Source organism: Pantoea rwandensis (assembly GCF_002095475.1).
GTDB classification, from domain to species: Bacteria; Pseudomonadota; Gammaproteobacteria; order Enterobacterales; family Enterobacteriaceae; genus Pantoea; species Pantoea rwandensis.
In genome coordinates this window covers 1-13454 of sequence record NZ_MLFR01000055.1, presented here as the reverse complement: position 1 = coordinate 13454, position 13454 = coordinate 1, and the positions used below count along the sequence as shown (strand labels likewise).

The following is a 13454-nucleotide window of genomic DNA, read 5'->3' as shown; positions in this document are numbered from 1 at the left end:
GTTGCAATCAGCGAGTTAGCTTGCTGTTGCGAGGTGGCGTATATTACGCTTTCCTCCTTCAGAGTCAAACACTTTTTTCAGCGTTTTTCTCTGGCGGGATGAATCTCTTCACTCCCTGCTGAGCCGTCTGCGTTGCCGCTTTGCCGTCTCAGTGGATGCGCATTATAGGGAGTTGATTCTGGCTGACAAGGGTTTATTGCAAAAAAATGATCGTTCGACCTAAATTTAGCCACAACGCTCTATTTCACAACGATTTGCCTGGTAACTGCACAAAATCCTGGGCAAAAACCGCCACTTTATTCCAATCGGTGTATTCCACTTCTTTAGATGTATCGGTCTCACCGCCCGTCATGCGCATAATCAGTTGAATCATGACACGATCAAACCAGCGATATCGGGGATAACGCAGCGCGCCAGCAAATACTGCACAGCAATCTGGCTGCCAAGGCGATTGTTCCAGAAACTTGTGCGTATAGACGTTGGTTGCTGGCGTGCACTTATCCGCTTTACGCGCCGTAAGATTGACGCTGAAAAAGCCACTGATACGCTGATGCAGCTCAGCCTTGTGCTGGGTAACAAATTTCATCAATGCCGGATGGAAATGCCCGTAACGGATCGATGCTCCAATCAGCACGCGGTCATATTGCATCCATTCAACCTTCTGTGCTTCCAGTAAATCAATGACGTCACACAGCTGCTGTGGCGCTAGCGTCTGCGCAATACGCGCCGCGATCTCGCGGGTTTGCCCATCGCGACTGGAATATAGAATTAAAGCTTTCATTAGATAATCCTGTTTCTCTTATTCACGCCAGAAGGTTGGGGTGAACAGGACCAGCAATGTGAACACCTCAAGACGCCCAAACAGCATGGTCAAAATCAAAATCCACTTAGCGACATCATTCATTGAAGCGAAGTTGTCTGCCACAACGCCCAGACCTGGCCCGAGGTTGTTCAACGTGGCGGCCACTGCAGCAAAAGCGGAGAAGTCATCCACGCCGGTCGCGATAATCGCCAGCATGCTCAGTAAGAACACCAGAGCATAAGCAGAGAAGAATCCCCACACCGCTTCGAGGATACGTTCCGGCAGTGCGCGATTGCCCAACTTAATGGTGTAAACCGCGTTCGGATGCACCAAACGCTTCAGCTCACGCGAGCCCTGCTTAAACAGCAGCAGAATACGAATCACCTTTAAGCCACCACCCGTCGATCCCGCCATACCGCCGATAAAAGCAGAACAGAGCAACAGCACCGGCAGGAACAATGGCCAGCGCGCAATGCTATCCGTGGTGAAGCCAGCGGTGGTTGCCATCGACACCACCTGGAAAAAAGCCTGATTCAATGTTTGCCAACCACTGGCATAGACGTTGTGGAACCACAGCACTACCGTACAGATCAGCACTAACGTCAGCTGCACGCCAATAAACATGCGAAATTCGGGATCGCGCCAGTAAACTTTGAGGCTACGACCGCTTAATAAAGAGAAATGCAGGCCGTAGTTACAGCCGGAGATCAGCAGGAACACCGCCACAATGGTATTGATGGTAGGACTGTTGAAGTAGCCGATACTCGCATCATGCGTAGAAAAACCACCAATCGCGATGGTGGAGAAGCTATGACCAATAGCATCAAACACCGGCATACCTGCCAGCCACAATGCCACCGCACACGCCACGGTAAGCAATACATAGATGAGCCACAGCGTTTTAGCCGTCTCGGCAATACGCGGGCGCATTTTGTTATCTTTCAGCGGCCCCGGCATTTCCGCGCGATAGAGCTGCATGCCGCCAACGCCCAGAATCGGCAAGATGGCTACGGCCAGCACGATGATCCCCATACCGCCCAGCCACTGCAGCATCTGACGATAAAACAGAATCGCCTTGGGTAGCGTATCGAGGCCAACTAAGGTGGTCGCGCCGGTGGTCGTCAGCCCAGAGAAGGATTCAAAAAATGCATCGGTGACCGAAAGGTGCGGCTGCTCGGCAAAAATGAAAGGCATCGCACCCACGCTGCCCAGCACCGTCCAGAACAACACCACAATCAGAAACCCTTCGCGCGGTTTAAGCTCGGTTTTCTTTTTGCGATTAGGCCACCATAGCAGCGAGCCAATCACAATCGCCATCATAAAGGTCTGGCTAAACGCGCGTCCGGCGCCATCGCGATAAATTAAGGCCACCAGCCCCGGCAAAATCATGGTTACCGAGAATAAAATCACCAACAGGCCCACGATGCGGGTAATGGCGCGAAAATGCATTCAGCCGTTCCTTTAAACAGATGCTTTAGTTGTCCAGCGGGTTGAGCGTCAGCGCGCCCCGGCTGTAATCAGAAAGGTTTTGCCGAAAGCCATTAATCTGCGGATGCGGCAACGCCAGACGTAGCGCAATACGATCCTGATAATGGCTCTCTTCGATGATGCCGTCAAAACGTTGCAACAGACGCTCGATATCACTTAACTGGGCATAATCGCATTGCAGGGTAAAAGATTGCATCGGCACTTTACGCGTACGCGCCAGTTGCTTCAGCCCCTGCTGCACGCCGCCGCCATACGCTTTCACTAATCCGCCGGTACCCAACATGATGCCGCCATAATAGCGCACGACTACAGCGGTTATTTCACCGACACCGCTACCCATCAGCTGTGCCAACATCGGTTTGCCCGCCGTACCGGAAGGCTCACCATCATCGGAGAAACCCAGTTGTTGCGAGTCATCCGGCGCACCGGCAACCCACGCCCAGCAGTGATGACGCGCCGCAGGATGTTCGAGCTTCACCTGCTGTACAAAAGCACGCGCCGCCTCAACGCCATCGGTGTGCGCTAATAAAGTAATAAAGCGGCTTTTCTTGATGGTTTCCTCGTTGAGGCTCACGGCCTCAACGGGAATATCGTAAGCATTCATCAGGCCAGATGTAGGTCGCGCGTCATATTTTCAACGCGATTCGCGTGGATCACCACATTATCTTCGATACGAATACCACCGTACGGTTTCAATGCGTCGATCGCCTGCCAGTCAAAGTACTGGCTGTACTTACCACCGCGTAGTTTCGCCAGCAGTGAATCAATAATGTAGAAGCCGGGTTCGATAGTCAGCACCATGCCTGGCTCCAATACACGTGTACAACGCAAATAAGGATATTGCGACGGTGCCGCGAGGTGTGTGCCCTGCTCATCTTGCATAAAGCCCGCCACGTCATGTACCTGCAAGCCCAATGGATGGCCCAAACCGTGCGGCATGAATGGACCGGTCAAGTCTTCCGCCACCAGCGTCTCTTCGGTCAGGCCTTTGACCAGGTCAAACTTAAGCAGCAGTCGGGCAATACGCTGATGCATTTGCAGATGGTAGTCGGTATAGCGCACGCCCGCTTTCAGGGTGGCGATCAGCGCCAACTCTTCTTTATTCATCGCTTCTACCATTTCGGCATAGCGCGATTTACTCTGCGCCGCATAGCTGCGCGTCAGATCGGCAGCATAGCCAAGGTATTCCGCACCCGCATCAATCAGGAAGCTGTGGCGCTTGGCCGGTGGCTGATGATCAAGTTTGGTGTAATGCAGTACGGCAGCGTGTTCGTTCAACGCAATGATGTTGCCGTAAGGCACATCAATATCACGGTGACCCGTTGCAGTCAGATAGGCAATATTGATATCGAACTCGCTCATGCCGGAGAAGAAGGCTTCTTTCGCCGCGCGATGCCCCGCTACCGCCAGCTTCTGCGCTTCACGCATACAGGCCAGCTCGTAATCAGTTTTGATGCTGCGATGATAGTGCAGGAAGTCGATCACGCCTTTTGGATTGACACGGTCACTATTGATACCGAGCTGAGTTGCACGTGAAGGCACCGGACCAATATACGCGACATTGTCGCGCTGAGCAGGTAGCAGTTGACCGATATCATCCGCATTTTTCAGCCCCACCACGTCGACATCGTGCGTCCAAAAGCTGTTAGGCAGCGGTTCAACGTTGTGCCAGTAATCCACCGGCGAATAGAACCACAACTTTGGCTTATTCACGCCATCGATCCATAACCAGCAGTTAGGCACTTGCGTGACGGGAACCCAAGCCTTGAATTGCGGATTCACCTTAAATGGGTAGTCGTGATCGTCGAGGAAAACAGTTAACAGCTCGCCTGAGTGAATCAGCATCGCATCAAGTTTAAAGCGTGCCAGCACCTGTTGCGCTCGCTGCTGCAGCGTATTGATATGCGCGTGATACAGGGTTTTCAGTGAATCCATGGACTTGTTCTCCGATGTCGCGAAAGTGGCCGCAGTGTAGCACAGCCGACCGTGCGTTGCCGTGTAGCACACGCTGTGATCGGCGTACCAAATAAGCAAAGACCTGTTTGCAAAAAATTAACATGCCGCCCACACTCCAATTCATCTGGTATGACCAGATCACCTTTCGCGTTTCAGGAGACGGACATGCTCTACCAAGGCGATACCCTTTCAGTTCACTGGCTCGATGACGGCATTGCCGAGCTGGTGTTCGATGCACCCGGTTCAGTGAACAAACTCGACACGAAAACTGTTGCCTCATTAGGCGAAGCGCTAGGCATACTGGAGCAACAACCCGCGCTGCGTGGTCTGTTGCTCTCCTCAGCCAAACCCGCCTTTATTGTCGGCGCCGATATCACTGAATTTCTGTCGCTGTTTGATGCGCCAGAAGAGAAATTGAGCCAGTGGTTGGCATTTGCCAATAGCATCTTTAATCGTCTGGAAGATTTACCCGTTCCCACGGTGGCCGCTATTGACGGTTATGCACTTGGTGGTGGTTGTGAATGCGTACTCGCCACTGATTTTCGCATCGCCACACCTACAGCACGCATCGGCCTGCCGGAAACCAAACTGGGCATCATGCCTGGCTTTGGTGGCAGCGTGCGCCTGCCACGCCTACTAGGAGCAGATAGCGCACTGGAGATCATTGCCGCCGGAAAAGATATTGATGGTAACAGCGCACTCAAACTCGGTTTAATCGATGCGGTGGTCAGCAGCGACAAACTTCGTGCGGCGGCGTTGACCATGTTGCAGGATGCAATAGCACAAGGCAGTTGGCAGGTGCGACGAGCTCCCAAACTTAACCCGTTGAAACTGAGCCCTATAGAAGCCGCGATGAGCTTTACCATTGCCAAAAGCATGGTCATGCAAACTGCGGGCAAGCACTATCCAGCCCCTATCACGGCTGTGAAAACTATCGAAGCCGCTGCGAGTTTACACCGTGATGATGCGCTGAAACTGGAGACCGCTGCCTTTGTCCCGCTTGCACAAAGCGATGTGGCGCGGGCTCTGGTTGGTATCTTCCTGAATGACCAATACGTCAAAGGCTTGGCGAAGAAACACAGCAGCGCAGCCGGTGCACCACAACAAGCGGCGGTACTGGGCGCAGGGATCATGGGCGGCGGTATTGCCTATCAATCGGCATGGAAAGGCGTGCCGGTAAAAATGAAAGATATCAATCCGCAGGCATTGACTCTGGGTATGACCGAAGCCAGCAAATTGCTTAATAAGCAGCTGGAACGCGGCAAAATCGACGGTGCCAAGCTGGCCAGTGTACTCACAACGATTCAACCCACGCTGGATTACGCCGGGTTTGAGCGGACCGATGTGGTGGTCGAAGCGGTGGTTGAGAATCCTCAAATCAAAGCCAAAGTGCTGGCCGAAACCGAGCAACACTTACGCGAGGATGCGATTCTCGCATCTAACACCTCGACCATCCCGATTAGCCTGCTGGCGCAATCATTGCAACGCCCGGAAAACTTCTGTGGTATGCACTTTTTCAATCCGGTCCCACGCATGCCATTGGTAGAAGTGATTCGCGGTGAGAAAACCTCTGAAGCAACAATCAGCAAAGTCGTCGCCTGGGCAAGCAAAATGGGCAAAACCCCGATTGTGGTCAATGATTGCCCTGGGTTCTTCGTCAATCGTGTTCTGTTCCCTTATTTCGCCGCCTTCAGCCTGTTGCTGCGCGACGGTGCCGATTTCCGCCAAATCGATAAGGTGATGGAGAAACAGTTCGGCTGGCCAATGGGGCCTGCCTGGTTGCTGGATGTCGTGGGCATTGATACCGCCCACCACGCACAAAAAGTGATGGCGCAGGGTTTCCCCACTCGTATGCAGAAAGACTACCGCGATGCCATCGACGTGCTGTTCGATGCGCAACGCTTCGGTCAGAAAAATGGCAAAGGTTTTTACCTGTGGGAGCAAGACAAAAAAGGCAAAGCACAGAAAAAAGCCGACCCGGCTGTTGATGCCCTGCTGGAACCGATTTGTGAGCCGAAACGCGTGTTCAGCGACGAAGATATTGCTAACCGCATGATGCTACCGATGCTCAACGAAGTCGTCCGCTGCCTGGAGGAGAACATCATTGCTTCGCCTGCGGAAGCCGATATGGCCTTGGTTTATGGCCTTGGTTTTCCTCCGTTCCGCGGCGGTGCCTTCCGCTATATGGATACGTTGGGCAACAGCAACGTGGTTGATCAAGCGAAACGTTATATCGCGCTAGGCCCACTCTATACGTTGCCTGAACAATTAGTGCAGAAAGCCCATCAGCATCAGAGCTGGTATCCCGCGGTTCAGCCGATTGACGAAGCGGCATTACAAAGTGCCTGAGGTGAAGAGAATGGAAAATGTAGTCATCGTTGATGCGGTGCGTACACCAATGGGTCGTTCAAAAGGCGGCGCATTTCGACAGGTTCGTGCGGAAGATCTCTCTGCGCATTTGATGCGCGAATTGCTGAGCCGTAATCCAGGCGTTGATCCCGCTTCGCTGGATGACATCATCTGGGGATGCGTGCAGCAGACGCTGGAACAGGGCTTTAACATTGCGCGTAATGCGGCATTACTGGCGGAGATTCCCCATCGTGTCCCGGCGAGCACCGTAAACCGCCTGTGCGGCTCATCTATGCAGGCGCTACACGATGCGGCACGCGCCATAATGGTAGGCGATGCACACAGTTGCCTGATTGGGGGTGTGGAACATATGGGCCATGTGCCAATGAACCACGGTGTCGATTTCCATCCGGGCTTAGGCCGTACCGTGGCAAAAGCGGCGGGCATGATGGGTCTCACCGCTGAGATGCTGGCGCGTATGCACCACATCACACGCGAGCAACAAGATGCCTTTGCCTTACGTTCACATCAGCGCGCCTGGGCTGCCACCCAACGTGGCGATTTCAAACGCGAAATCGTGCCGACCTATGGCCATGACGCCGATGGTGTGTTGAAACGCTATGACACGGATGAAGTGATTCGCGAAGATACCACCCTGGAGGGGTTAGCTGCGCTGCGTCCCGCCTTTGATCCCGTCAATGGCACCGTCACAGCAGGAACCTCATCCGCCCTCTCTGATGGTGCAGCAGCCATGCTGATCATGAGTGAAAGCCGCGCCAAAGAACTTGGCCTGACGCCACGTGCACGTATTCGTAGCATGGCGGTGGTCGGCTGTGATCCATCCATCATGGGCTACGGCCCGGTACCTGCCAGCAAACTGGCGCTGAAACGCGCAGGCTTAAGCGTGCAGGATATTGATCTGTTTGAACTCAATGAAGCTTTTGCTGCGCAGACTCTGCCCTGCATTAAAGATTTAGGGCTACGGGATCAGCTGGATGAGAAGGTGAATCTGAACGGCGGTGCGATTGCATTAGGACACCCACTGGGATGTTCTGGTGCACGTATCAGCACGACCTTGTTGAATCTTATGGAACGTCGCGATGCACATTTTGGTCTGGCCACCATGTGCATTGGCTTGGGTCAGGGCATCGCGACGGTGTTCGAACGCGTTTAATACGTTGAATGTTGCATGTGTTCCCGCCCAACTGGGCGGGCTTTTTTTTTGGGCCAACGCACCCCATCCACGGCGATAAAACCAAAAAAAGGTGGCCTCAAATAGCCACCTTACAAACTTAGTGCATTATGACATGCCGGTATTAGATGAAGGCAAACGCATCGCCGAACATCTGCGCTTCAACGGCACCGCGCTCCGCGCAGAAGCGTTCGCGCGCAATCTTCGCCATTTCAAAGCGTCCCGCGATATAAATATCGTGTTCGCTAAGTGTCGCGTAATCCTGCATCACCGCAGTCAGCACCGTGCCACTGCGCCCTTCCCAACCCTCTGCGGGTTGCTCAACGACCGGAATCACCTTGAGATTAGGATGCTTCACCGCTAACGCATCCAATTCATCCAGATCGTACAGGTGCATCAGCTCACGACCACCCCAGTAAATGGCGATGTCGCGGTCCGGCTGCTGCGCCAGGGCAGTCAACAGGATCGAGCGGGCGTATGAAAAGCCTGTGCCACCGGCGATCAAAATGATGGGACGATCGCTATCTTCACGCAGCCATGCATCGCCATGCGGCATATCCACCGTGATTTGACGATCATTCTTGATGCGGTCCATCACTGCCATGGCATACAGGTTGATGTCCGATGCGCCAATATGTAATTCGATAATATCCTTTTCCATTGGCGTTGATGCCAACGAAAACGGGCGCTTATCACGCTCATCCATCACTACCATCAGGTATTGTCCCGCGCGGAAGCTAAAATCCGCTGCCGGAATCAAACGGACGCGGTAAACCGTGTCCGTAATCGCTTCAACCGAAGTGACTTTGCAGCTTAACGTCGTCATACGTGCCCTTTTTTATGGTTCTGTGCCGCCGTTAGCGCTGCGGCGGCTCGGCAAAGATAGCTAACTCATCCCAAATCGCATCAATACGCGCCGTGACAGCCGGGTCTTTCACAATCGGCGTGCCCCACTCGCGCGTCGTCTCACCGGGCCACTTATTCGTGGCATCGAGTCCCATTTTCGAACCCAAACCGGAAACCGGCGAGGCGAAGTCGAGGTAATCAATAGGCGTGTTCTCCACCATCACCGTATCCCGCGCCGGATCCATGCGGGTGGTAATGGCCCAAATCACGTCGTTCCAGTCACGTGCGTTGACATCATCGTCACAGACAATCACAAACTTGGTGTACATGAACTGGCGCAGGAAAGACCACACGCCAAACATCACGCGCTTAGCATGACCGGCATACTGCTTCTTAATGGTTACCACCGCGAGACGATACGAGCATCCCTCTGGCGGCAAGTAGAAATCCACAATTTCCGGAAATTGCTTGATCAAAATCGGCACCAACACTTCATTCAGCGCCACACCTAAAACCGCTGGCTCATCCGGTGGACGACCGGTATAGGTTGAATGATAAATGGGGTTGCGGCGTTGCGTTACGTGCGTCACGGTAAATACCGGGAAGCTATCTACTTCATTGTAGTAGCCAGTGTGATCGCCATAGGGTCCTTCCGGTGCCAGATCGCCTGGCTCGATATAGCCTTCCAGCACGATTTCCGCGCTGGCGGGAACTTCGAGATCGTTTGAGAGGCACTTCACCACTTCGGTTTTGTTGCCACGCAACAAGCCGGCAAAGGCGTACTCGGACAGAGTATCCGGTACGGGCGTCACCGCGCCAAGAATGGTGGCAGGATCAGCGCCGAGCGCAACGGATACCGGGAAACGTTCACCCGGATGCGCTTTGCACCACTCCTGGAAATCCAACGCGCCGCCGCGATGCGACAGCCAACGCATGATCACGCGATTCTTGCCGATCACCTGCTGGCGATAAATACCGAGATTCTGGCGCTCTTTGTGCGGCCCACGGGAGACGGTTAATCCCCACGTGATCAGCGGTGCGGCATCACCTGGCCAGCATTTCATTACCGGGATGCGCGACAAATCGACATCATCACCACTGAATACCTCTTCCTGGCACGGCGCATTGCGCAGGCGCTTAGTCGGCATATTCAGCACTTGTTTAAACTGCGGCATCTTGTCGAACAAATCGCGGAAACCCTTCGGCGGCTCAGGCTCTTTCAGGAACGCCAGCAGCTTGCCCACTTCACGTAGCGCGCTGACGTCTTCCTGGCCCATGCCCATCGCCACACGCTTCGGTGTGCCGAACAGGTTGCACAATACCGGCATGTCGTACCCTTTTGGGTTTTCGAACAGCAGTGCCGGGCCGCCCGCACGTAACGTACGATCGGCAATTTCCGTCATCTCCAGCTCAGGATCAATTTCCTGAGTGATGCGCTTTAACTCGCCACGCTGCTCAAGCAACGCGAGGAAGTCTCGTAAATCCTGATATTTCATGCGGCGTTAGCTTCCAGCCAAAGTGAATCGGGAAGTATATACCCAAACATTAAACAGACTGACAGGAGAATGGTACCAGTGCCTGAATTGCCAGCACATCATGGTACGCCATGATAGGTTCGCCGTGACGGAACACCTTAAAATCTTCGCCACGGGCGCTGTAGTAACGCAGGCGGTTTTCGCTGACGTGTAAGAAGCTGGCTTCACGCAGCGCAATGACCGATTCATGCGGGTTGACCGCGCAAAACTCGGCCAGGCGCTCATCACGGGTTTCCCCCATGTGGCCACTCACGTGTGCATCGAGATAGTGCGGGTTGATCTGCACCGGGAATAGCCCCAGCGCAGGCAATACGACGCTGCTGCGCACCGGCATATCATTGGTGGTGCGAATCGATGGCGTGGCGACATTGCAGCCGGCGCTCCAACCCACATAAGGAACATCGCGCTCGCGCACCGCACGCTGGATCGCCACAACCAGCCCCTGTTCATGCAGCATCTGGTTGAGGAACCAGGTATTGCCGCCGCTCACCAAAATCAGTTCTGCCTGCTCGATTGCCGCCACCGGTGAGGCGAACTCATGCACGGTTTTCACTTCAATGCCCAGGGAGTCAGACAAGTCTTGCGCGCGCTGTGCGTGGTCGCCACGAATGATGGCATACGGTACCAGCACCGCCGATATGATGCCGCGTTGCGCAATCATTGCGTGGAGTTGAGGGTGCGCGTAGCTCAGCAGTGGCGCATCATCAGCCACTTTGCCGTTACTTAACAAGAACAGTTCCATCAGCCAGTCCTTTTCAAATTGAAGCGAGAGATGGTGAAGGAGTCTGATACAGATGGTCATCAGCCGTCAATTTTCTTGCAAGAATGTGTTAAGAAGCCGCACCAATCGGAAAAATCGCAGTGATTTTTCTTTCACAGCCCCGTTTACGCTGGCCGATGCGCTATAACTCTGACAACAGGTTTGTTATTCTTAGCGTCCAATATTTGGGAGCAGTTATGGAATCCTGGTACTTACTCTATTGCAAACGTGGACAGCTGTTGCGCGCGAAAGAGCATCTTGAGCGGCAAGAGGTGAATTGCCTCAGCCCTATGATCGCTCTGGAAAAGATTGTGCGCGGCAAACGCACGACGGTAAGTGAGCCGCTGTTCCCTAACTATCTGTTCATCGAATTCGATCCAGAATCGATTCACACCACCACCATCAGCAGCACACGCGGTGTCAGCCACTTCGTACGCTTTGGTGCGCAACCTGCCACCGTCTCCAGTGAAGTGATTGAAGCGCTGCAGACCGATGTTCCGCAAATCCTGCTGGATCCGGAAACGCCGCAAAGCGGTGATGAAGTGATCATCACCGAGGGAACCTTTGAAGGACTGCGCGCTATCTTTGCCGAGCCTGATGGCGAGACACGCTCCGTATTACTCCTCAACTTGCTCAACAAACAAGTGATGCGCAGTGTTGATAACAAACAGTTCCGTAAACTTTAAGCCAGCTTAAACAGCTGGCGTGCGTTGCTCTCAACACGCGCCCCCAGCGTCTCCGCCTCTTCCCCACGCCAGTTCGCCACTTGCTGCACGATATGCGGCAGAAAACACGGCTCATTGCGACGAGAAGGGGGACGCGGGTGCATATCACGCGGTAACAGATAGGGAGCGTCGGTTTCCAGCAACAGTCGCTCAGCAGGAATGAGCGGCAACATCTCACGCAGCTCCATGCCACGACGCTCATCGCACACCCAGCCGGTAATGCCCACGGATAACCCCATTGCCAGGCACGCTTCCAACTCTTCACGCGTACCGGTAAAGCAGTGCACCACCGCACCCGTTAATTTGGGAAGCCATGGCGTCAGTACCGCAGCAAAGCGTTCGTGCGCTTCACGACAATGCAGAAACACGGGTAGCTGCAACTCCGCCGCCAAGGCCAACTGCGCATCAAATGCATATTCCTGCTGATCGTGTGCGGAGAGGTTGCGGTTAAAATCGAGGCCACACTCGCCGATCGCCACCACCTGCTCGCTTTCAGCCAAACGGCGCAAGGTATTCGCCGTTTCCGCTGACCATTCACTGGCATGATGCGGGTGCACGCCCGCCGTTGACCAACAATAGCCCGCATGTTGTGCCGCCAGCTGCCGCGCCTGCTGACTCTCTAGCGCATTCGTGCCCGTGATCAACAGGCCGGTGACGCCCGCTTCGCGCGCACGTTTCACTACCTTTTCGCGATCTTTTGCGAATTGCGTGCTGGTCAGGTTTACACCGATATCGAACATGTTCTCTCCCAAATAAAAACCGCCCAATGTGAGGGCGGTTTAGATGTATGACTTTCACCCCACTCACTCGCGGGATGCCCTGCTTAAAGGACATCAGGATTCGGTGTTCTGTTCCTCATCCTCTGACGCTTTGCGCCCTTTTCCCACATAGTAACGGGAGAAGAATACGCCGACTTCAAACAGACAGTACATCGGAATAGCGAGCAAAGTTTGCGAGAAAACATCTGGTGGTGTGAGCAACATCCCAACAACGAATGCGCCGACCAGCATGTAAGGACGTTTCTTGCGCAAATCGTCAGGTGTGGTGATACCGGTCCAGCACAGCAGAACAATGGCGATCGGCACCTCAAAGGCTACACCAAACGCCATGAAGATGGTCATCACGAAGTCGAGGTAGTTAGTGATATCAGTCGCGATTGTCACGCCTTCAGGTGCCGTTTTGGCAAAGAAGCCAAACGCTAGCGGGAACACGATGAAATAGGCGAAAGCCACGCCGACATAGAACAGCAGCGTACTGGAGAACAGCAGTGGCATCACCAGTTTACGCTCATGGCGATAAAGTGCAGGTGCCACAAATGCCCATACCTGATACAGGATCACCGGTACCGCAAGAAATACCGATACGATGATGGTGAGCTTAATCGGCGTGAAGAACGGTGAGGCAACATCGGTGGCAATCATGCTGGCGCCAGCCGGCATCTGGCTAATCAGTGGCGATGCCACCAAGTGATAGATGTCGTTAGCGAAATAAACCAGGCACAAAAAGATAGCAAACACCGCAATAATGCAGTTCAGCAGACGCTTACGCAGCTCAATCAGGTGGCTGATGAGCGGTTGGGTATCTTCAACGGCCATGTTTATCTTTCATCTTTTACGGTGGGAGTAGGCATCGCATTCTGCGCGGTACTAACTGATGATTGAGCTTCTGCTGCTACCGGTTGAGGCACCTGAGCCGGTGCGCTGGCTTGGTGCACTGACGTTACCGCTTTAGGTGCCTGAGCCGGTGCGCTGGCTTGGTGCACTGACGTTACCGCTTTAGGTGCCCTGAGCCGGTGCGCTGG

Annotated in this window: 12 protein-coding genes and 1 pseudogene; 3 read left to right on the top strand and 10 right to left on the bottom strand. The window is 54.0% G+C overall.

Annotated elements, in window-relative coordinates; translation table 11 throughout:
* Positions 1-244: 244 nt before the first annotated feature.
* Genes hemG through pepQ form a run of 4 tightly spaced genes read right to left on the bottom strand, consistent with a single transcriptional unit; the run spans position 245 to position 4225 of the window.
* Positions 245-781 (bottom strand): menaquinone-dependent protoporphyrinogen IX dehydrogenase, encoded by a 537-nt coding sequence (hemG, locus tag HA51_RS26580; protein WP_084938416.1) that lies wholly within the window; start codon positions 779-781, stop codon positions 245-247.
* Between the two features lie 18 nt (positions 782-799).
* Positions 800-2251 (bottom strand): Trk system potassium transporter TrkH, encoded by a 1452-nt coding sequence (trkH, locus tag HA51_RS26575; protein ID WP_084938415.1) that lies wholly within the window; start codon positions 2249-2251, stop codon positions 800-802.
* 25 nt (positions 2252-2276) lie between these two features.
* Positions 2277-2894 (bottom strand): IMPACT family protein, encoded by a 618-nt coding sequence (locus HA51_RS26570; protein WP_084938414.1) that lies wholly within the window; start codon positions 2892-2894, stop codon positions 2277-2279.
* Positions 2894-4225: a Xaa-Pro dipeptidase gene (pepQ, locus tag HA51_RS26565; RefSeq protein ID WP_084938413.1), complete on the bottom strand. Its 1332-nt coding sequence runs from the start codon at positions 4223-4225 to the stop codon at positions 2894-2896. The genes HA51_RS26570 and pepQ overlap by 1 nt, the downstream gene beginning before the upstream one ends.
* A gap of 186 nt (positions 4226-4411) precedes the next feature.
* Between pepQ and fadB the strand changes: the two genes are divergently transcribed.
* Positions 4412-6595 carry a fatty acid oxidation complex subunit alpha FadB gene (gene fadB, locus HA51_RS26560; RefSeq protein ID WP_084938412.1) on the top strand — a complete coding sequence of 728 codons (2184 nt, stop codon included), beginning with the start codon at positions 4412-4414 and terminating at the stop codon, positions 6593-6595.
* 10 nt (positions 6596-6605) lie between these two features.
* Positions 6606-7769 (top strand): acetyl-CoA C-acyltransferase FadA, encoded by a 1164-nt coding sequence (fadA, locus tag HA51_RS26555; protein WP_084938411.1) that lies wholly within the window; start codon positions 6606-6608, stop codon positions 7767-7769.
* Positions 7770-7911: 142 nt separating this feature from the next.
* Here the strand turns inward: fadA and fre are convergent, their stop codons facing one another.
* Genes fre through pepE form a run of 3 tightly spaced genes read right to left on the bottom strand, consistent with a single transcriptional unit; the run spans position 7912 to position 10910 of the window.
* Positions 7912-8613 (bottom strand): NAD(P)H-flavin reductase, encoded by a 702-nt coding sequence (gene fre / locus HA51_RS26550; protein WP_084938410.1) that lies wholly within the window; start codon positions 8611-8613, stop codon positions 7912-7914.
* Between the two features lie 31 nt (positions 8614-8644).
* Positions 8645-10129, bottom strand: coding sequence for a 4-hydroxy-3-polyprenylbenzoate decarboxylase (gene ubiD / locus HA51_RS26545; RefSeq protein WP_084938409.1), 1485 nt, complete (start codon positions 10127-10129; stop codon positions 8645-8647).
* A gap of 49 nt (positions 10130-10178) precedes the next feature.
* Positions 10179-10910, bottom strand: coding sequence for a dipeptidase PepE (pepE, locus tag HA51_RS26540; RefSeq protein ID WP_084938408.1), 732 nt, complete (start codon positions 10908-10910; stop codon positions 10179-10181).
* A 215-nt stretch (positions 10911-11125) separates the two neighbouring features.
* Between pepE and rfaH the strand changes: the two genes are divergently transcribed.
* Entirely contained in the window at positions 11126-11614 is a 489-nt protein-coding gene (rfaH, locus tag HA51_RS26535; protein ID WP_084938407.1) for a transcription/translation regulatory transformer protein RfaH, read from the top strand.
* On the opposite strand, the gene tatD is transcribed toward rfaH, so the two are convergent.
* From tatD to HA51_RS27370, 3 genes and pseudogenes are all read right to left on the bottom strand, one after another.
* Positions 11611-12393 carry a 3'-5' ssDNA/RNA exonuclease TatD gene (gene tatD, locus HA51_RS26530; RefSeq protein WP_084938406.1) on the bottom strand — a complete coding sequence of 261 codons (783 nt, stop codon included), beginning with the start codon at positions 12391-12393 and terminating at the stop codon, positions 11611-11613. The two genes, rfaH and tatD, sit on opposite strands and share 4 nt — an antisense overlap.
* A 93-nt stretch (positions 12394-12486) precedes the next feature.
* On the bottom strand, positions 12487-13248 hold the full coding sequence (gene tatC / locus HA51_RS26525) for a Sec-independent protein translocase subunit TatC (RefSeq protein WP_084938405.1): 762 nt from the start codon (positions 13246-13248) through the stop codon (positions 12487-12489).
* Positions 13249-13250: 2 nt separating this feature from the next.
* Positions 13251-13454, bottom strand: a pseudogene (locus HA51_RS27370) (Sec-independent protein translocase protein TatB); the annotation flags it as partial.

What these genes read in the sequence shown, in the direction of transcription:
- rfaH (WP_084938407.1), top strand. Translation starts at nt 11,126, where the DNA reads ATGGAATCCTGGTACTTACTCTATTGCAAACGTGGACAGCTGTTGCGC.
- HA51_RS26570 (WP_084938414.1), bottom strand. Translation starts at nt 2,894, where the DNA reads ATGAATGCTTACGATATTCCCGTTGAGGCCGTGAGCCTCAACGAGGAA.
- fadB (WP_084938412.1), top strand. Translation starts at nt 4,412, where the DNA reads ATGCTCTACCAAGGCGATACCCTTTCAGTTCACTGGCTCGATGACGGC.
- pepE (WP_084938408.1), bottom strand. Translation starts at nt 10,910, where the DNA reads ATGGAACTGTTCTTGTTAAGTAACGGCAAAGTGGCTGATGATGCGCCA.
- tatD (WP_084938406.1), bottom strand. Translation starts at nt 12,393, where the DNA reads ATGTTCGATATCGGTGTAAACCTGACCAGCACGCAATTCGCAAAAGAT.
- fre (WP_084938410.1), bottom strand. Translation starts at nt 8,613, where the DNA reads ATGACGACGTTAAGCTGCAAAGTCACTTCGGTTGAAGCGATTACGGAC.
- trkH (WP_084938415.1), bottom strand. Translation starts at nt 2,251, where the DNA reads ATGCATTTTCGCGCCATTACCCGCATCGTGGGCCTGTTGGTGATTTTA.
- fadA (WP_084938411.1), top strand. Translation starts at nt 6,606, where the DNA reads ATGGAAAATGTAGTCATCGTTGATGCGGTGCGTACACCAATGGGTCGT.
- tatC (WP_084938405.1), bottom strand. Translation starts at nt 13,248, where the DNA reads ATGGCCGTTGAAGATACCCAACCGCTCATCAGCCACCTGATTGAGCTG.
- ubiD (WP_084938409.1), bottom strand. Translation starts at nt 10,129, where the DNA reads ATGAAATATCAGGATTTACGAGACTTCCTCGCGTTGCTTGAGCAGCGT.
- pepQ (WP_084938413.1), bottom strand. Translation starts at nt 4,225, where the DNA reads ATGGATTCACTGAAAACCCTGTATCACGCGCATATCAATACGCTGCAG.
- hemG (WP_084938416.1), bottom strand. Translation starts at nt 781, where the DNA reads ATGAAAGCTTTAATTCTATATTCCAGTCGCGATGGGCAAACCCGCGAG.